General features: G+C 58.7%; 23 protein-coding genes. 15 read left to right on the forward strand and 8 right to left on the reverse strand.

Annotated features, from left to right (window positions below; translation table 11 throughout):
• Positions 1-3: 3 nt before the first annotated feature.
• Positions 4-1,209, reverse strand: a complete 1,206-nt coding sequence (locus ACTYEO_RS04420; RefSeq protein ID WP_449322502.1) for an aminopeptidase P family protein — start codon at positions 1,207-1,209, stop codon at positions 4-6.
• A gap of 160 nt (positions 1,210-1,369) precedes the next feature.
• On the opposite strand from ACTYEO_RS04420, the gene ACTYEO_RS04425 reads away from it, so the two are divergent.
• The 8 genes from ACTYEO_RS04425 to ACTYEO_RS04460 are packed head-to-tail and all read left to right on the forward strand — an operon-like array spanning position 1,370 to position 8,771.
• Positions 1,370-2,311: an ABC transporter permease gene (locus tag ACTYEO_RS04425; protein ID WP_449322503.1), complete on the forward strand. Its 942-nt coding sequence runs from the start codon at positions 1,370-1,372 to the stop codon at positions 2,309-2,311.
• Positions 2,308-3,132 (forward strand): ABC transporter permease, encoded by an 825-nt coding sequence (locus ACTYEO_RS04430; RefSeq protein WP_449322504.1) that lies wholly within the window; start codon positions 2,308-2,310, stop codon positions 3,130-3,132. Before ACTYEO_RS04425 ends, ACTYEO_RS04430 begins: the two co-directional genes overlap by 4 nt.
• Positions 3,129-4,700 carry an ABC transporter ATP-binding protein gene (locus ACTYEO_RS04435; RefSeq protein ID WP_449322505.1) on the forward strand — a complete coding sequence of 524 codons (1,572 nt, stop codon included), beginning with the start codon at positions 3,129-3,131 and terminating at the stop codon, positions 4,698-4,700. Before ACTYEO_RS04430 ends, ACTYEO_RS04435 begins: the two co-directional genes overlap by 4 nt.
• Before the next feature lies 1 nt (position 4,701).
• Complete coding sequence (locus ACTYEO_RS04440; protein WP_449322506.1) at positions 4,702-6,147, forward strand: aldehyde dehydrogenase family protein; 1,446 nt, start codon at positions 4,702-4,704, stop codon at positions 6,145-6,147.
• The gene (locus ACTYEO_RS04445; protein WP_449322507.1) at positions 6,140-6,685 is read left to right on the forward strand and encodes a hypothetical protein; all 546 of its coding nucleotides are present in this window, start codon (positions 6,140-6,142) and stop codon (positions 6,683-6,685) included. Before ACTYEO_RS04440 ends, ACTYEO_RS04445 begins: the two co-directional genes overlap by 8 nt.
• Positions 6,682-7,422 (forward strand): glucose 1-dehydrogenase, encoded by a 741-nt coding sequence (locus ACTYEO_RS04450; protein WP_449322508.1) that lies wholly within the window; start codon positions 6,682-6,684, stop codon positions 7,420-7,422. The genes ACTYEO_RS04445 and ACTYEO_RS04450 overlap by 4 nt, the downstream gene beginning before the upstream one ends.
• Positions 7,419-7,769, forward strand: coding sequence for a hypothetical protein (locus ACTYEO_RS04455; RefSeq protein WP_449322509.1), 351 nt, complete (start codon positions 7,419-7,421; stop codon positions 7,767-7,769). Before ACTYEO_RS04450 ends, ACTYEO_RS04455 begins: the two co-directional genes overlap by 4 nt.
• Before the next feature lie 6 nt (positions 7,770-7,775).
• The gene (locus tag ACTYEO_RS04460) at positions 7,776-8,771 is read left to right on the forward strand and encodes a P1 family peptidase (protein ID WP_449322659.1); all 996 of its coding nucleotides are present in this window, start codon (positions 7,776-7,778) and stop codon (positions 8,769-8,771) included.
• 79 nt (positions 8,772-8,850) lie between these two features.
• On the opposite strand, the gene ACTYEO_RS04465 is transcribed toward ACTYEO_RS04460, so the two are convergent.
• The 5 genes from ACTYEO_RS04465 to ACTYEO_RS04485 form a co-directional block, all read right to left on the reverse strand.
• The gene (locus ACTYEO_RS04465; RefSeq protein ID WP_449322510.1) at positions 8,851-9,423 is read right to left on the reverse strand and encodes a F0F1 ATP synthase subunit B; all 573 of its coding nucleotides are present in this window, start codon (positions 9,421-9,423) and stop codon (positions 8,851-8,853) included.
• Positions 9,420-9,968 (reverse strand): F0F1 ATP synthase subunit B', encoded by a 549-nt coding sequence (locus ACTYEO_RS04470; RefSeq protein WP_449322511.1) that lies wholly within the window; start codon positions 9,966-9,968, stop codon positions 9,420-9,422. Before ACTYEO_RS04470 ends, ACTYEO_RS04465 begins: the two co-directional genes overlap by 4 nt.
• An 81-nt stretch (positions 9,969-10,049) precedes the next feature.
• Positions 10,050-10,286, reverse strand: coding sequence for a F0F1 ATP synthase subunit C (locus ACTYEO_RS04475; protein WP_050928673.1), 237 nt, complete (start codon positions 10,284-10,286; stop codon positions 10,050-10,052).
• A gap of 56 nt (positions 10,287-10,342) precedes the next feature.
• A complete protein-coding gene (locus tag ACTYEO_RS04480) occupies positions 10,343-11,128 on the reverse strand; it encodes a F0F1 ATP synthase subunit A (RefSeq protein ID WP_449322660.1) in 786 nt (261 codons plus the stop codon).
• Positions 11,129-11,200: 72 nt separating this feature from the next.
• Positions 11,201-11,533 carry an AtpZ/AtpI family protein gene (locus tag ACTYEO_RS04485; protein WP_449322512.1) on the reverse strand — a complete coding sequence of 111 codons (333 nt, stop codon included), beginning with the start codon at positions 11,531-11,533 and terminating at the stop codon, positions 11,201-11,203.
• A 231-nt stretch (positions 11,534-11,764) separates the two neighbouring features.
• On the opposite strand from ACTYEO_RS04485, the gene ACTYEO_RS04490 reads away from it, so the two are divergent.
• Entirely contained in the window at positions 11,765-12,100 is a 336-nt protein-coding gene (locus ACTYEO_RS04490; RefSeq protein WP_449322513.1) for an ArsR/SmtB family transcription factor, read from the forward strand.
• Here the strand turns inward: ACTYEO_RS04490 and ACTYEO_RS04495 are convergent.
• Together ACTYEO_RS04495 and ACTYEO_RS04500 are read right to left on the reverse strand one after the other, a co-directional pair.
• On the reverse strand, positions 12,097-12,948 hold the full coding sequence (locus ACTYEO_RS04495; protein ID WP_449322661.1) for a DMT family transporter: 852 nt from the start codon (positions 12,946-12,948) through the stop codon (positions 12,097-12,099). The genes ACTYEO_RS04490 and ACTYEO_RS04495 overlap by 4 nt on opposite strands.
• A 47-nt stretch (positions 12,949-12,995) precedes the next feature.
• Positions 12,996-13,880: a LysR family transcriptional regulator gene (locus tag ACTYEO_RS04500; protein ID WP_449322514.1), complete on the reverse strand. Its 885-nt coding sequence runs from the start codon at positions 13,878-13,880 to the stop codon at positions 12,996-12,998.
• A gap of 107 nt (positions 13,881-13,987) precedes the next feature.
• On the opposite strand from ACTYEO_RS04500, the gene ACTYEO_RS04505 reads away from it, so the two are divergent.
• From ACTYEO_RS04505 to ACTYEO_RS04530, 6 genes are all read left to right on the forward strand, one after another.
• Entirely contained in the window at positions 13,988-14,578 is a 591-nt protein-coding gene (locus ACTYEO_RS04505; RefSeq protein ID WP_449322515.1) for an FMN-dependent NADH-azoreductase, read from the forward strand.
• A 56-nt stretch (positions 14,579-14,634) separates the two neighbouring features.
• Positions 14,635-15,162 carry a hypothetical protein gene (locus tag ACTYEO_RS04510; RefSeq protein ID WP_449322516.1) on the forward strand — a complete coding sequence of 176 codons (528 nt, stop codon included), beginning with the start codon at positions 14,635-14,637 and terminating at the stop codon, positions 15,160-15,162.
• Between the two features lie 182 nt (positions 15,163-15,344).
• The gene (ffh, locus tag ACTYEO_RS04515; RefSeq protein WP_449322517.1) at positions 15,345-16,844 is read left to right on the forward strand and encodes a signal recognition particle protein; all 1,500 of its coding nucleotides are present in this window, start codon (positions 15,345-15,347) and stop codon (positions 16,842-16,844) included.
• Positions 16,841-17,389, forward strand: a complete 549-nt coding sequence (locus ACTYEO_RS04520; protein WP_449322518.1) for a GNAT family N-acetyltransferase — start codon at positions 16,841-16,843, stop codon at positions 17,387-17,389. The genes ffh and ACTYEO_RS04520 overlap by 4 nt, the downstream gene beginning before the upstream one ends.
• Positions 17,386-17,886, forward strand: coding sequence for a GNAT family N-acetyltransferase (locus ACTYEO_RS04525; RefSeq protein ID WP_449322519.1), 501 nt, complete (start codon positions 17,386-17,388; stop codon positions 17,884-17,886). Before ACTYEO_RS04520 ends, ACTYEO_RS04525 begins: the two co-directional genes overlap by 4 nt.
• The gene (locus ACTYEO_RS04530) at positions 17,883-18,188 is read left to right on the forward strand and encodes a chorismate mutase (RefSeq protein WP_449322520.1); all 306 of its coding nucleotides are present in this window, start codon (positions 17,883-17,885) and stop codon (positions 18,186-18,188) included. The genes ACTYEO_RS04525 and ACTYEO_RS04530 overlap by 4 nt, the downstream gene beginning before the upstream one ends.
• The last annotated feature ends 34 nt before the right edge of the window (positions 18,189-18,222 follow it).

Consider the following 18,222-nt stretch of genomic DNA (forward strand, 5'->3'; position numbering starts at 1 on the left):
TATTCACGCAATAACGTTATGCTCAGGCCCATAGGGGAAGCCCGTGATATTCTCGGCCCCGTCCTGCGTGATGATCAAGATATCATGTTCCCGATATCCACCCGCACCAGCCTGCCCCTCAGGGATGGTCAGCATCGGCTCCATCGAGATAACCATGCCCTCTTCCAGCACGGTGTCGATATCTTCACGCAGCTCTAACCCTGCCTCGCGCCCATAGTAATGGCTCAACACCCCGAAGGAATGCCCATAGCCAAAGCTGCGATATTGTAACATCCCGCGTTCCTCGAAAAACGCGTTGATGGCATGGGTGATCTCGGCGCAACTCACCTCGGGTTTCATCAGGCTCATGCCCAATTCATGCGCCTCAATATTGGCCTCCCAAAACTTCAAGCTCGCCGCGTCGACCTCCCCCACAAACAAGGTGCGCTCCAGCGCGGTGTAATAGCCCGAGATCATCGGAAAGGTATTGAGGCTCAGAATATCGCCATGCCGCAAAATCCGCGACGTCACAGGGTTATGCGCGCCATCCGTGTTCAGCCCCGATTGGAACCACACCCAAGTGTCGCGATATTCCGCATCGGGAAAGCGTTTTGCGATTTCCAACTCCATCGCGTCCCGTCCTGCCATGGCCACGTCAATCTCGCGCACACCCTCACGGATCGCATCACGAATGGCATAGCCGCCGATATCTGCCACAGCAGCACCTGCGCGGATCAGATCACGCTCAGCCTCGGATTTGACCATCCTTTGGCGCATCGTAAGCCCCGCAATATCGACCGAGGCTTTGGGGCTGAGAAACGCCTCCAGCTTGTGCTGTTGCGCCAAAGTCAGGTGATCGCCTTCGATGCCAAGCACCCGCCCCTCACCTGAGACATGCGCCACCGCCCGCCAGAAATTATCACCTTGCCAATCGGTATAGGTGATCGCCTCGCAGGCACAGCGCCGCCATGGCTGGCCCGCATCAATCCCCGCCGAGATCACCACCGCCTGAGAGGCCGTGACAACCAAGCCATAGGGGCGGCCGAAGCTGCAATATAGAAAGCCAGAATAATAGGCCACATTATGCATCGAGGTCAGAACAACCGCCTCAAGACCATGGCCATCCATGATCGCGCGCAATCCCATCAGCCGCGTTTCATATTCGGCCTGCGAGAACGGAAGTGCTGCTTTGTCGCCATTATGGAAGTGAAAAAATTCAGGTCGCATCATCGCCGACCCTCCTTTGACAGAAGACCCCGGCGTTCAGGGCGATAGGGTTCTTTTCAAGGTGACGCCATCACCCGAACCCACATCGTCTTTCTTGCCTGATTTCGTGATCCGCGCAAGTCCCCTCTGGTCCAATCGCGGGCTCCTGTCTAACGTCACATCCATGCTGCGATATATTTTCAAACGCGCCCTGTCCCTGTCGCTCTCCCTTGTGGTGGCGAGCCTTGTGATTTTCTTCCTGATCGAGGTGATCCCAGGCGATACTGCCAGCTTCATGCTGGGGCTGAACGCCACCGAAGAAGCCGTTGCCAATCTGCGCGCAGATCTTGGCCTCGATGGAACAGCCCTGCAGCGCTACCTGTCTTGGACAGGCGGCATGCTTCGGGGCGATTTCGGGATATCCTATACCTACCGCGTGCCAGTATCCGAGTTGATCCTTGATCGTCTCTGGGTCTCGCTGCCGCTGGCGGGTTTTGCGCTGCTGCTCTCCACGGCAATCGCGTTTCCCATCGGCCTGATCGCCGCCGCCAATCGCGGGCGCGCCGCCGATTACGGCATTATCGGCGGCACACAGCTTGGCATTGCGGTGCCGAATTTCTGGTTTGCGATGTTATTGGTGCTGGTTTTTGCAGTGAAACTGCAATGGTTCTCGGCAGGCGGGTTTCCGGGGTGGTCCAACCCTGCCGCAGCGCTCAAGGCTTTGGTTTTGCCCTCGATCGCACTGGCCCTGCCGCAAGCCGCCATCCTTGCCCGCGTGATGCGCTCGGCCCTGATCGAGACCTTGTCGCAAGACTATATCCGCACTGCCCGCGCCAAGGGCCTGTCGCGCCGCCAAGCCGTTCTGCGCTATGCATTGCGCAATGCCCTGATCCCTGTTCTCACAATCATCGGGCTGCAATTTTCCTTCCTGCTGGCAGGGGCCATCATCATCGAGAACGTCTTTTTCCTTCCGGGGCTGGGACGGCTGATTTTCCAAGGCATCACGCAACGCGATCTGATCGTGGTGGAAAGCGTGACCATGCTTTTGGTCTTCGCGGTGATCCTTGTGACCTTCCTTGTTGATATCGCCTATGCCATTGCCGATCCGAGGCTGCGCCGCCGATGAAACATTTTCCCATTTCCCTAATCTGGGGCGCTGCCCTGTCGCTGTTCTTCGTGCTTGTCGCCGCGCTGAGCCTGATCTGGGTGCCCTATGACGTAACCAGCCTGTCCATTGCCGACCGTCTGCAAGCCGCCAGCGCGGAACACTGGCTTGGCACCGATCAATTCGGGCGGGACCTGCTTTCGATGCTGATGGTGGGCGCGCGCACATCGATTGCGGTCGCGCTTGTGGCGGTTGGCATTGGCATTGTGATCGGCGTGCCCTTGGGGCTGACTGCTGCCGCCAATCGCGGCAGTCTGCTGGATGAGGTGATCATGCGCGGCAATGATCTGATCTTTGCCTTCCCTTCGCTGGTCATCGCGATCCTGATCACAGCCGTGTTCGGCCCCTCGGCGATCAATGCGATCATTGCGATCGGTATTTTCAACATCCCCGTTTTTGCTCGCGTGGCCCGAGGTGGGGCGCTCAGCCTCTGGACGCTGGATTACATTCTGGCCGCGCGTGTGGCGGGCAAGGGTAAGGCGCGGATCAGTGCCGAACATATCCTGCCCAATCTGGGCAATCTGCTGATCGTACAGGCGACCATCCAATTCTCACTTGGCATTCTCGCCGAGGCGGCGCTCTCCTATGTCGGGCTTGGCGCGCAGCCGCCAACACCGTCTTGGGGCCGCATGTTGGCCGAGGCACAGACGATGATTTACACCCATCCAATGCTAGCAATCCTGCCTGGTGTGACGATCATCTTGATGGTTCTTGGCTTGAACCTGATGGGGGACGGGCTTCGCGATGCGCTTGATCCAAGGCTGCGGAGGGCGCGGCAATGATGGATCTGTGCGCGCTGTCCCTGGCCATCCATGGTACGCCCATCCTGCGAGAAGTCTCGCTGGAGATCGCGCAGGGCGTGGTGTTTGGGCTAGTGGGCGAAAGCGGCTCGGGCAAATCCATGACGGCGCTTGCGCTCATGCAGCTTGCGCCTGACGGCTCCCAGATCACAGGCCAAGCTCTTCTGGATGAGACCGACCTTCTGGCCTTGCCCGAAGCGGATATGTGCGCGCTGCGCGGCAATGACATCGCGATGATCTTCCAAGAGCCGATGACTGCGCTCAACCCTGTCCAAACCATCGGAGATCAAGTGGCCGAAACCCTTCTGATCCATGGCGCGGCCACAAGGGCCGAGGCGCACAAAATCGCGCGCGACAAGCTGGACCGCGTGGGGCTGGCCCATATCGGAGCGGATCGCTACCCGCATGAGCTATCTGGCGGGCAACGCCAGCGGGTCTGCATTGCGGCAGCCATTGCGCTGCGACCGCGCCTATTAATCGCGGATGAGCCGACCACCGCACTTGATGTCACAACACAGGCCGAGATTTTGGACCTTTTGCGCGGGTTGGTTGATGAGGACGGGATGAGCCTGCTGCTCATCACCCATGATCTCGCGGTGATCTCGGAAACCGCTGATCATGTTGCGGTGATGCAAAAGGGTGAAATCGTCGAACAAGGCCCTGTGGCCAAGGTTCTGGCCGAGCAATCCCACCCCTATACCCGCGCGTTATTTGCAGCCTCCAAGCATCAACCCCTACGCGCGCAGCACTTGGCACCTGAGCCGCTCTTATCAGTACAGAATGCGGTCCGAACCTATGCGGGGCCTCGCATCGGGCTCAAACGCGGGCCTGCTTTGCGCGCCGTGGATGGGGTGAGTTTTGAGCTTCATAGGGGCGAGAGCCTTGGGCTGGTTGGGGAATCGGGTTGCGGTAAATCCACTTTGACGCGCGCCATTCTGGGGCTTGATCCGCTGCAAGGCGGCGATATCCATATTTTTGGGGAAAGCATAACCCCCGTGATGCCCGCCCATCTGCGCCAAGGTATCTCGGTCGTGTTTCAAGACCCCTATGGCAGCTTTAACCCCCGCTGGAAGGTGGACCATCTGGTGGCCGAGCCCTTCCATTTGCTCAAGGAAAAACCAACCCCCACCCAAGCCCGAGAGCGCGTGGCCGAGGCCTTGCGCGCCGTGCAGCTTTCGCCCGATGACATGGAGAAATATCCGCATGAATTTTCAGGCGGGCAACGCCAGCGCATCGCCATCGCGCGCGCTTTGATCACCGAGCCGCATATCCTTGTGCTGGATGAGGCCGTCTCGGCACTGGATGTCTCGGTGCGCGCGCGCATCCTTGATCTTCTGGCCGATCTACAGGCGCGCTTGGGGCTGAGCTATCTGTTTATCAGCCATGATCTGAGCGTCGTGCGTAGCCTGACCGACCGTGTCTTGATCATGCAAAAGGGCAAGATCGTGGAAGAGGGCCCGACCGAGACAGTTTTCACATCGCCGCGCGCGGCCTACACTCAAAGCTTGCTGGAGGCTGCACCAAAACTGTCTGCAGCTATGGGAGGATAGCATGAAACTCTGGTTCGATCCGTCTTTGGTGTTGATCAATGGCACATGGCAACACTCTGCCTCGGGGCAAAGCGTGGCCCTGCAAGACCCGTCCACTGGCAAGCAGATCGCGCAGATCGCCCGTGGCAACGCCGATGATATAGACGCAGCCGTTGCAGCCGCCCATGCCAGCCTTGAAGGGGAATGGGGGAAGATGCCTGCCTTTGAACGGGGCCGCATCCTTGAACGCCTTGGCAAATTGGTACTGGAACATGCCGATGAGTTGGCCTTGATGGAGGCCCATGACGTTGGCAAGCCGCTGCAACAGGCGAAAAACGATGTGACCGCACTGGCGCGGTATTGCGAATTCTATGCAGGCGCGGCGGATAAATTGATGGGCGAGACGATTCCCTTTCAACAGGGTTTTACCGTCTATACCCTGCGCGAACCCCATGGCGTCACGGGCCATATCGTGCCGTGGAATTACCCGATGCAGATCATTGGCCGCTCGGTCGGGGCGGCGCTGGCCACGGGGAATGCCTGTGTCCTCAAACCCGCCGAAGAGGCCTGCCTCACCGCGCTGGCCTTTGGGGATCTGGCCATGAAGGCAGGGCTTCCTGCGGGTGCCTTGAATGTGGTCACGGGCCTTGGGGCCGAGGCAGGCGCTGCCCTATCGGCGCATCGCGGCGTGCAGCATCTGTCTTTCACGGGCTCGGTGGCCACGGGGCGGCTTGTGCAGCGCGCGGCCTCAGAAAACCTTATCCCTGTTACGTTGGAATTGGGGGGCAAATCCCCGCAACTGTTCTTTGAAGATGCCGATCTGGACCGCGCCCTACCCTTCCTTGTGAATTCGGGCATCCAGAATGCAGGGCAGACCTGTTCGGCGGCCTCGCGCATTCTTGTCCATAAATCGCGTTTTGACGAAGTGACCCAAGCCATGGCCGAACGCTACAGCGCCTTGCGCGCGGGGCCTGCACTGGATGATCTGGATCTCGGGCCGCTGATCTCGGCGCGGCAGAAGGAGATTGTGCAAGGCTATCTCGCCCTCGCCAAACCAGAGCAAATCGCGGCCCAAGGCGTTATCTCCGAAAGCGCCTCTGAGGGTGGGCATTATGTGGCACCCACCCTTCTCAAAGGGGTGCACCCCGATGACCGATTGGCCCGCGAGGAGATATTCGGCCCCGTTCAAACCCTTCTGCCATTTGAGGATGACGAGGAGGCAGTGCGCATCGCCAATGGAACCGATTACGGGTTGGTCGCCTCGATCTGGTCCGCCGATGGCGGGCGGCAGATGCGGCTGGCCAAACGGCTGCGCGCGGGCCAAGTCTTCGTGAACAATTACGGGGCGGCTGGCGGGGTCGAGCTGCCCTTTGGCGGGGTTGGGCATTCAGGCCATGGGCGCGAAAAAGGGTTCGAGGCGCTCTATGGGTTTACAAGTTTGAAAACGGTGGCGGCGCATCATGGGTAAGTTTCCTGTCTTTTTCCTACTTCTGGCGCTGTCGGCATTGGCCGCCTCGGCCTTTGGTGCGGCGCATAACCAGTTGAGCTATTCTGTCGGGCCTGATTATTTCCTTAGCCTGAAATTCCCGCAGTTCGGCATCGCCGATGACACCGCCCCAAGATTGGGCGCGGCGATTGTCGGGGTTCAGGCCAGTTGGTGGATGGGCGTGATGGTTGGCCTGCCCGCTTTCCTTTACGGTTTGCTGAGCGTGCCAACCGCGCGCAGCTATTTTGCGGCAGGTCTTGGCGCGATCGGGCTGGTATTCCTGCTGAGCATGGCCGCTGCCTTCAACGGATTGATCCTTGGCCTTGTCGCGACAAGCACGGGTTTTCTGGACAATGCCATCGCCATACCCGACCCTGTTGATCGCGCGGATTTCCTGCGCGCTGGCCTGATGCATGAGGCCAGTTATCTGGGCGGTGGCCTTGGCGCGCTTCTGGCCTTTTGGCCGATGACCCGCGCCAAACGGCGGGATACAGAAATTTCAGCGGGAGCGGGCGCATGAGACTTGCAGGCAAAACAGCGATTGTGACGGGTGGCGGTTCGGGCTTTGGCGCGGGTATCCTGCGCAAGTTTGCAGAGGAAGGCGCAACCATCATGGTTGCCGATATCAATGCAGACGCGGCGCATGAAACTGCCAAGGATCTGGGCGGGATCGCACAAGTTGTGGATGTTGCCAATGGCAGCAGCGTGGCGGCCATGACCCAAGCCGCGATGACGGCATGGGGCCAGATCGATATCTTGGTGAATAATGCAGGCATTACCCATCTGCCAACGCCACTGGAAGATGTCAGCGAAGAAGAGTTCGACCGCGTCCTCGCCGTGAATGCGAAATCGGTTTATCTAACCGCGCGCGAAATCGTGCCCCTGATGAAAGCTGCAAAAACGGGTGCGATCCTGAACATCGCCTCTACGGCGGGTCTTTCGCCGCGGCCAAGGCTCAATTGGTATAATGCCTCCAAGGGCTGGATGATCACCGCGACCAAAGCCATGGCGGTCGAATTGGCCCCAGACGGCATCCGCGTAAACGCGCTCTGCCCTGTGGCGGGCGAGACGCCGCTTTTGTCCAGCTTCATGGGTGAAGACACGCCCGAGATGCGGGCGAAATTCATCTCGACCATCCCGCTCGGGCGCTTCTCGACACCTCAGGATATGGGCAATGCCGCCTGTTTCCTATGCTCGGATGAGGCCAGCATGGTCACAGGCGTTGCCATGGAAGTCGATGGAGGACGCTGCATTTGATAGGCTTCACCCGCCATAGCCTGCCTGCCGAGATCGAGGTTTTCGCAGGCTGTTTTCAAAGCCAGCCACTCGCCTTTGCCTACCTGCAGGACGCCGCCCCTGATCTTGATCTCGACCATGTCGAGGTGATCAGGGCCACCGACCCAAGGCAACGCCTGCGCGCCCATTTCGGCGATGAGGTCATCGACACGCTGACGGCGCAAACGGATGCTATGGATTCGATCATTCTGATCCTGCCTGCAGCTTATGAGGGCCTGAATTGCCCCCTTATCGGAAGCGAGACGCTCACCGCTCTGGGGGCTTGGCGAGGCGTTGTCACGCGGCTTGTCGCGATACCGGAGGGCTAGATCATGATGAAACCCGGACCACGCAATTCCATCACCGATGTGGCAGGCCTGTTGGTCGGCAATGCGCAGGACGATGACATCAAAACAGGGGCAACCGTTCTGGTCGGCGACAAGCCTTTCGTTGCCGCGGCCCATGTGATGGGTGGTGCGCCCGGAACGCGTGAGACCGATTTGCTGGCCCCCGATAAAACAGTGCAGGAGGTGGATGCGCTTGTACTTTCTGGTGGCTCGGCCTTTGGGCTTGATGCGGCCTCAGGCGTTGCAGATGCGTTGCGGGCGCAGGGGCGCGGATTTGCGGTCGGTGATCAGCGTGTCCCAATCGTGCCAAGCGCAATCCTGTTCGACCTGATCAATGGCGGGAACAAGGCGTGGAGCCAAAACCCCTACAAAGCTTTGGGTACCGCCGCGCTGTCAGCCGCAGCACAGGAGTTCGACCTTGGCTCATATGGCGCGGGCACGGGTGCTTTGACGGCCGATCTGAAAGGCGGGCTTGGCTCAGCCTCGGTCACGATCGGCGGCTTTACGGTGGGGGCGCTGGTGGCCGTGAACGCACTTGGCCGCGTGACCATGGGGGACAGCCCGCATTTCTGGGCCGCGCCTTTTGAGATGGCAGCCGAGTTTGGCGGGAAGGGCATGGGCCGCTCCTTTGACCCGCAAGCCGCCTTTCCCGTCAAAGGCGGGGATCAGCGCAATACGACAATTGCCATCGTCGCCACGGATGCCGCGCTAACCCAAGCGCAAGCAACCCGCATGGCCACCGCCGCCCATGACGGCATGGCGCGCGCGATCTACCCGTCCCATACCCCGATGGACGGGGATTTGGTGTTTTCCGCCGCAACGGGCGCGCAGCCCCTCGCCTCACCCGAGGCCGAGTTGCTGCAACTGGGCAATGCGGCCGCCCTTTGTCTGGCGCGCGCCATTGCGCGCGGGGTGTATCATGCGCAGCCAAAACCCTCGGATGTCATGCCGACTTGGTCCGAAAAATTCGGGATACAGGGGTAGGTTTCCGTTTTCGAACCATAAAACCGAAAAGGCCCCGACATTTCTGTCAGGGCCTTTCGTATTTCATGCGAAACCGGCTTTAGTGAAAGCGGGTCTGAACCTCGGCAATCGATGCGTCGATCATTTTGCCTGCGGAGCTGGCAGTCATCTGATCGGCGATCACTTTGGAGGCTGCGGCAATGGCCACATCCACGGCAGTGTCACGCACATCTTTAACAGCTTTCTGCTCGGCGCTTTCGATCTGTTCTTCCGCAGCTTTCAGGCGGCGGTCGATCGATATTTGCAGATCAAGCTTTGCCTGCTCGGCAGCCGCTTTCGCGTCTTCCCGTGCATGGGCAATGATACGCTCGGATTGCTCAGCCACTTCGCGCTGTTTGCGCTGGTAGGAGGCCAAGAGCTTTTGCGCTTCTTCCCGCAGGCTCCGCGCTTCATCAAGCTCGGATTGGATGCCTGCCGCGCGGCTGTCGAGCATGCCCATCAGCGTTGCAGGAACGTTCATGTAGAACAGCAACGCCAAGAACAGCAGGAAGCCGATCAGCACCACATAGTCGGTGTTGAACAGCGACGTGAAGTCATATCCGCCATAGCCAGCCGCAAGGGCGGGGCTGCCAGCGAAAGTCAGGATCAGGGCAAGACGTAGCATATTTCTCATCCTTTCATCCGATCGCTTACAGCGGCTGTAATCGCTTTTGCATCCGCATCGGCCGACCCGAAGGCAGACACGATCTCGGAGGCAGTATCACGCGCCACTTCTTCAACGCTTTGCAATGCACCTGCACGGATCTCGGCGATACGTGCCGCCGATTCCTCGGCTTTCGCATTGATCTGGACATCCGCCGCAGCCGTGGCTTCTGCGAGAGAGTCAGCAATCTCGGCACGGGTGGCCGCGATGATCTCTTGCGCCTCGGCACGGGCATCGGCCAGCGCTTTGGTATAAGCATTCTCGGCCTCGGCGGCCTGACGCTTCAAATCTTCCGCAGCAGCAAGATCATTGGTGATCGAGCCCTGCCGCTCAGCCAAGACGGCTGCAATTCTGGGCAAAGCCATGCGGCTTAGGACCAGGTAGATAACCACCAAGCTTACAACGAGCCAGAAAATCTGGTTCGGGAAGGTGGCGAAATCGAGCTGAGGCATACCGCCAGAAGCGGCTTCTGCGCCATGAGCAGCATCGACAACAGTTTGGGCTTCGTCGGCCATCATGTCCTCCTGGAACCTGGTTTACATCGGGCCATGCTGCCTATGCGCATGGCCCGACCGTAAGGATGGTTCTCGTAAGGCTTAAACGGCGAACATCAGCAGCAGAGCAACGAGGAATGCGAAGATCCCCAGCGCTTCTGCGAACGCGATGCCGATGAAGAGCGTTGCTGTCTGACCAGCTGCTGCAGATGGGTTGCGCAATGCGCCGGCGAGGAAGTTGCCTGCGACATGGCCCACACCGATAGCTGCTGCGCCCGAACCGATAGCTGCGAGGCCTGCACCGATGAATTGACCGAGTTCTGCGATATTGCCTTCCATTTCCGTGTCTCCTTACGTGGGAATTGGCTGAATTAGAAATCCTGTGCAGAGCCGCGTTAGTGATGCGGATGCAGCGCGTCTTTCAAGTAGACGCATGTCAGGATGGTGAACACATAGGCCTGAATGGCGCTTACCAGCACTTCCAGACCATAGATTGCGATGATGCCGAAGATCGGCGCGATGCCTGCAACGCCCAATGCGCCTGCGAAGCCCGCAAAAACTTTCAGAACCGCGTGGCCCGCCATGACGTTACCCGCAAGGCGGATCGAATGGCTGACGGGGCGAACGAAATACGAGATGATCTCGATGATCGCCAAAATAGGGCGCAGTGGCAGCGGTGCCGAGCTGACCCAGAACAAGCTCAGGAAGCCTGCACCGTTTTTGATGAAACCGACCAAGGTAACCGTGATGAACACGGCCGCCGCCAAGATCGCTGTAACAGCGATATGCGAGGTCGATGTAAAGCTCATCGGGATCAGGCCAAGGAAATTGGCAAGAAGGATGAACATGAACAATGTGAAGATATAGGGGAAGAAAGGCAGGGCATCTTTGCCAGCCACATCTTCAACCATTTTCCGAACAAAGCCGTATAGCAGCTCGGCGATCGACTGGCTGCGCGATGGAACAACCGCGCGACCGCGTGTGCCGAACACCATCAGTGCAAAGATCGCGATAATCGCCAGCGCCATCCAAAGTGTGGAATTGGTGGGCGTGTACCAGTGGATGTCACCTGCGCCAAAAAGCGGCTTGATTACGAATTGGTCCATCGGGTGGATGGCGAGGCTGCCCTCATAGTCATCAGCCACACCGAGAATGAACAGAACGGCTGCAATCGCGATCAGAACATAAGCGATAAGCTTGCCCGAACCAGCAGGCTTGTTCTCAACCGAGTTGGTGCTTTCCGATGCCACGTTCTAATCCTCTTCGTTCTTCGCCCGCTCATGGGCTTCAGCTTGCCGCTGAAGTTCTTGCGCTGATCGGATCATGGTTTTGACCCCCGCAACAAACCCCAACAGTATAAACACAATCATCAACCAAGGTTTGGTGCCAAACAGCACATCAAGCCCGAGGCCAATGCCGAAACCGATCAAAAGGCCGGTCACGAGTTCTATCACCATCCGCCACGCATGCTGCGCTTGGGAATAATGTTCCTCCATATGGGGTGCGTCTGGATCCAGCCGCGCCTTTGCTTGAGCCAGCTTTTCGTCCAGCGCCTTTAGGCGGTCGGTTTCAAGCTGATCAGACATAGGCCTGCCCCATCAAGGTTCACGGCAGGGTTTAGGCAGCCATGGCCTCGGAGTCAACGCGCGATCTGTATCTGCGTGCACCCACCAAGCCACTGTTAAATAATGATAAAATATCCATGCGACAAAACATGCCTAGCACCAAACCCAGCTTATGCCCCCCAAAGCGGCCATTCAGCTATATTCAACCATCTGGTTGACGATCCCCGCAAAGCCGCGTTTAGGCTATGCGCCATGCGCCCTGACCTCGATACCGTCTTCTCTGCCTTGGCTGATCCGACCCGTCGGGCGATCCTTGCCATGCTCTTGGAAGACGATATGGCCGTCACCGATGTGGCCGAGCCTTTCGAGATGTCGCTTGCCGCGATCTCGAAACATCTCACGATCCTTGCTGGCGCTGGTTTGATCAGTCAGGAAAAGCGCGGGCGGGTGAAATGGTGCAAGCTTGAGCCTGACGCGCTGAAACAGGCCTCGGTCTGGATGCAGGGCTTTGGCCAGTTCGAGCCTGTGAATCTGGATGCTTTTGAAGCCTTCCTTGCGAAAGAACTTGGCGAGGATGAGCGGCCCTAGGCCTCGCGCTTGAGCAAAAGCAATAGGGCAATCATCGTCAGGCCGATCCCGCCCAATACGATCACAGGCGGCACACCTTGGCCCATGCCGATTTCCCACAAGATCACCCATGTCGGCGTCAGATAGGTATAGGCCATCACCTTGGAAGAGGGCAGCCGCATCGAGGCAAACTGGATCAGGAACACCGTGGCAGCGCTTGCAAAGATGGCAATGTAGGCCAGCGTCACCCAAACAAGCGGGCGCAGGTTTGCGATATCGGTGGCCATGATATCCCCCGCCCCCCAGATCAAAAGGATCACGGCACAGGCCAGAAGCGTCAAAAGCGCGAAGACCAGAACAGGCTCACCTCGGTTGAGATAGCGCACAGCGGGCGTATAGAGCGCATGCGCGATACAGCCCCAGAAATAGATGAACTCGCCTTGGCCGATCTCGAACCCCAAAAGCGCCCCGAGATCACCGCGGAAAATCACCCATAGCGCGCCACTGGCACCGATAGCCAAGCCAAGCGCCATCCGCGTTGTGGTGACCTGTTTCAAAAGGAAATAGCCAAAAATCGCGCTCATTACAGGTGTCAGCGTAAATACGGCGGCCGCCGAGACGGGTGGGGCAGTTTTCAACCCCTCGAACATCATTACGAAGTAAAACGAGAACAGCCCGCCAAGAATAAGGTAGCGCCATGGTGCGCGCAGTGCATCCCGGGGGACGCCGCCCCGCGTAAAAACAATTGCCGCCATGACCGCGCTGGCAATCACAAACCGAAACGCATTTAGGGCGGAGGGTGCGATTTCATTGGCCACCTGTCCCCCCAACGAGAAGGACCCCGCGACCAAAGCGGAAAACAACAACATGGCCAGATGGCCTTGCCCCGCCTGATCGGATTGCAGGCTATGTGGCACTAATGCACCGGCCAAGTGGCGGCTTGCTCTTTCAAGTAGCGCAAGAAGGTCTGGACCTTCGCCGTGCGGTGCAAATCCATATGTGTGACCAGCCAGACCTTGGCCGACCATTCCTCCATCGAGGGCAGCATTTCGACCAGATCATCATCCTGATCAAAATGCCATTTGGCAACAAAGCCGATACCGATGCCGGATTTAACCGCCGCCGAAAGGCCTGTGAAATCACTGGTTCGGAAATAGATCGCGCTTTCAGGCACGTTATCATTCAGCCATCTGTAGAAAGCGGCGCGTGGCGGGTCTTGGGTGGCACCGATAAACCTGTGTTTCTCGACATCGCTTCCATCGAAGCGGCCGAAGCGCTCCACGTAGGCTTTGCTGGCACAAAGAACCATATTTTGCGTGAAGAACGGTTGCACGACATTGTCGGGCTCGTCGGGCGCGGCACCCGCACGGATCGCGACATGGGCCTCGCCATATTCCAGACGGAAGATGCGTTCATCCGTCATCAACCGCACTCGCAGATCGGGATGCGCCTCCTGAAACCCTGCAATCGCGGGCATGAAGAGAGGGGATAAAAACCCCAGAGAGGTGATCAGCAATTCCCCCGTGACCTCATCACCACGGCCCTTGATCCGCCCCGCAAGCTGGGTGAACTGATCCTCCGCCGCGCCTGCAACCTTCAAGAGGTCATGGCCCGCTTCGGTCGCGGTATAGCCGCGCGCATGTCGCTGAAACAGCTTTGCGCCCAAACGTTGCTCAAGCGCGTCGATATGGCGGATCACGGTGGCATGATGCACGCCCAAAACCTCGGCCGCGCCTGACACAGTTCCCATTCGTGCCACCTGATAGGCGGTTCGAATTTCATCCCAATGGTCAAAAGACATTTATGTGCACCCTTACACAGATCACCTGCAGTTTGGCGCAATTGTGTTTGGTCATGCAAGAACCATTTCTGGTCTCATATGTTAACCGCCCCCATAGGACATGACCAATGACCCATACCATTTTACGCATCGACGCCTCTGCCCGCCGCACAGGCTCGGTTTCCCGCGATCTTCTGGACCGCATCGTTTCACGCTTTGGCGACGACACAACTGTCATCACCCGCGATCCTGCCGAAGGCCTGCCTTTCTTGAATGAGGAATGGGTTGGCGCAACCTTCACTCCTTCTGAGCAGCGCAGCGCGGCACAAAACGATGTGCTCAGCCTGTCTGATACCTTGATCGAGGAAGTGAAGGCTGCAGATACCCTGCTTTTTGGCATTCCCATGTATAATTTCGGGGTGCCCGCCACCTTGAAAGCATGGATCGACCAGATCGCGCGTGTTGGCGTGACATTCCGATACACCGAGGCGGGGCCAGTGGGTCAATTAACAGGAAAACGCGCCATTGTGGCCTTTGCCTCGGGCGGTGCAAAAGCGGGTTCGGAGTTTGATTTTGCCACGGGCTATATGCGCCATATGCTGGCCTTTATCGGGATCACAGATGTCGAATTCGTCTTGGCAGACGGCATGAGCATTGATGCCGAAGGCACGATAGCTGCCGCTTTGGAACAGGTCGAAAAACTGGATATCGCGGCCTGATTTCACACGCGCCGTGAGGATTTTGACCAAACGATGTTCTGTGCTAGGCTCAAACCATGCACAGGCTGGCGATCCTCACGGCGGCAATACTGGCGCCTCTCTTTGCGCCCTCCCCTGCGGAGGCGCGCGATTGCGCGATTGAGTTCACAATCGAAATCACACAAGGCGTAGGCTCCATCCGCCCCGGGACCGAGCTTGCAGGTCAGGCCGAATTCAGCACACGCGGGCAACCCATCAGACAGGAAGGCGGCGCAACGGCCCATCTTGCGTCAGGTCAGATGCATCTTGGTCATGGGATTTCAGGCCAGATCTGGACTTTGATCACCACAACACGTGGTCATGCGGCCGAATTGGTGGGGATTTATGCCATTGATGTTGAAGGGCTCTCCTATGGCGGGATCGCCTATGAGGGGCCGATGGCCATCACCCTGTTCGGGCAAGCAGGATCACGGGACACCGCCGCAGCGCCCGTTACCCAAAGCGAATGGGACGCGTTGGATTTGCGCCGCGCCTTTACATTACACGCCCATGGCCGCGACATGCTGGCAGGCGATGTGACCCGTCTGGATGCGCGCTGCACTTGACTCCAGCCCGCCTGCGCGCGTAAACGGCCTCTAAATATCCGGAAGCACCAGCATTCCGGTCCTGCACTGTAAGTCAGGATCGCCCCCCGTCAGCGAGGTTTCGCCCACGGGGGCTTGTTGCGCTTTGCGGATCGGTTCCTACCTTTGGAGCCAGTTGAGATTGGATGAAAGGGCTGCGGCCAATGTTCGAGAATCTGTCAGAACGCCTTTCTGGTGTGTTCGAGCGCCTTACCAAACAGGGGGCGCTCTCCGAGGATGATGTGCGCACCGCAATGCGCGAAGTGCGTGTGGCCCTTCTCGAAGCCGATGTGTCCCTTCCTGTGGCCCGCAGCTTCATCAAAGCCGTTGAAAAGAAAGCCACAGGCGCTGCCGTCACCAAATCGGTGACCCCCGGCCAGCAGGTCATCAAAATCGTCCATGACGAATTGATCCATGTGCTGGCGGGCGACGAGGATGCGGGCACTCTGAAAATCGACAACCCGCCCGCGCCGATCCTGATGGTCGGTCTGCAAGGCTCGGGTAAGACGACCACGACTGCTAAGCTTGCCAAACGGTTGAAAGACCGCGAAGGCAAGCGCGTCTTGATGGCCTCGCTCGACACCAACCGCCCCGCCGCGATGGAACAATTGGCCATTCTGGGCCAGCAGATCGGCGTCGATACCCTTCCGATCATCAAGGGCGAAGACCCTGTGACCATCGCCAAGCGGGCCAAGACGCAAGCCAGCCTTGGTGGCTATGATGTCTATATGCTCGATACAGCTGGGCGTCTGCATATCGATGAAGAACTGATCGCACAGGCCGCAGCCGTGCGCGATGTCGCCAACCCGCGCGAGACACTTTTGGTGGTCGATGGCCTGACAGGTCAGGATGCCGTGAATGTGGCGCAGGAATTCGACGACAAGATCGGCGTCTCGGGCGTTGTTCTGACCCGTATGGATGGCGATGGACGTGGCGGTGCCGCCCTGTCGATGCGCGCCATCACGGGCAAGCCGATCCGCTTTGTGGGTCTGGGCGAGAAGATGGACGCCATCGAGACCTTCGAGGCGCAGCGCATCGCGGGCCGTATCCTTGGCATGGGCGATATCGTTGCCTTGGTCGAGAAAGCGCAGGAAAGCTTTGAGGCCGAACAGGCCGAGCGGATGATGAAACGCTTCCAGAAGGGTATGTTCAATATGAACGACCTGCGGACGCAGCTGGAACAAATGCTCAAGATGGGCGGCATGCAGGGCATGATGTCGATGATGCCGGGCATGGGCAAAATGCAAAAGCAGATCGAGGATGCGGGCTTTGACGATAGCGTCATCCGCCGCCAGATCGCGCTGATCAATTCGATGACCAAACGCGAGCGCGCCAACCCTGCGCTGCTTCAGGCCAGCCGCAAAAAGCGGATCGCCGCTGGCTCGGGCCAAGAGGTCTCGGAGATCAACAAGCTGTTGAAAATGCATCGCCAGATGGCAGATGCGATGAAGAAGATGGGTAAAATGGGCAAGGCTGGCATGCTCAAAGGCGGGCTTGGCGCGCTGATGGGCAAAGGCGGTGGCGGCATGCCTGCGGGCATGGACCCCAGCCAGATGGACCCCAAGGCCTTGGAAGAGGCCGCACGCAAAATGGGTATGGGCGGCATGCCTGGAATGGGTGGCGGCGGCTTGCCGCCCTTGTCAGGGCTCGGGAAAAAGAAATGACAGCCCGCCTGATCGACACCCCAATCCTTGAGACCGAGCGCCTGACGCTGCGTGCACCGCAGGCGTCGGATTTCGATTCAATCGTGCCTTTTGTGACGTCCGAGCGGGCGCAATATATCGGCGGCGGTGCGGATAAGGATATGGGCCATGCATGGCGCATTCTGGCGATCCTGACGGGTCATTGGCATTTGCGCGGCTATGGCAGCTTTGTTCTGGTGGATAAGGCAACAAGCGAAACCATTGGCTCGGCAGGCCCATGGCACCCCGGCGACTGGCCCGAGACAGAACTGGGTTGGACCATTTGGTCCGCCACGGCCGAAGGCAAAGGCTTTGCACATGAGGCCGTGCTTGCCTTGCGCCGCCATGCCTATGCCGATCTCGGGTGGACGACAGCCGTGTCCTATATCGATGTGCGCAACACTCGCTCGCTGGCTCTGGCTGCACGTCTTGATTGCTGGCATGACAAGGCCGCCGCCAAGCCCGAGCGCGACGAGGACATCCAAGTCTGGCGCCACCCCGCCCCGTCGGAGGTCTTGGCAGCATGACCCCCTTGCTTCCCCAAAGCATCGACACCGCGCGTCTGCATCTGCGCCTGCCACAGCTTTGCGATCTGGAGGCCTATGTCGCCTATTATACAGGGCCACGCACAGGCGGGGTTGGCGGGCCTAAACCGCGTAGACAGGTTGTTGATCGTTTCTTGTCCATGGCAGGCCAATGGCCTTTGCGCGGATTTGGACGCTATACGATCACCCATAACTCCGATGGTATTGGCCATGTCGGCGTGATGCAGGCCGATAACACCGACCCGATCGAGCTGACTTGGACGCTTTGGGATGGCCAACATGAAGGCCAAGGCATCGCCACCGAGGCCGCGCAGGCCGTGCTTGATGCATGGCAAGGACCTGAGCTGATTGTCACGGTGCATCCTGAAAATCACGCCTCTGCCCGCGTTGCCGAAAAACTGGGCTTTGTTCCCGATGAGACATCAGAGGCCTCACCAATTGGCATGAGGCCATTCCGCCACGCAGGGAGATTGCAATGACTGATCCCGTCACCCAAGCAGCCGAGGTGCTCAAGGAGCATCGCGAGTCGATCGACCGTCTCGATGCGATCCTCGTCTACACGCTCGGTGAGCGGTTCAAACACACACAGGCCGTTGGCAAGCTCAAGGCCGAACATGCCCTTCCCCCGTCCGATCCCTCGCGCGAGACCGCGCAGATCGCACGGCTAGAAGACCTTGCGAAACGGGCCGATCTCGACCCCGAATTCGCCAAGAAATTCCTGAAATTCGTTATTCGGGAAGTGATCCAGCATCACGAAGAACACCAAGAAAACGGGCAATGACATCAACGCCCAACCCAATGCCTTCAAAGGAGAA

This window comes from Rhodophyticola sp. SM2404 (assembly GCF_053570515.1).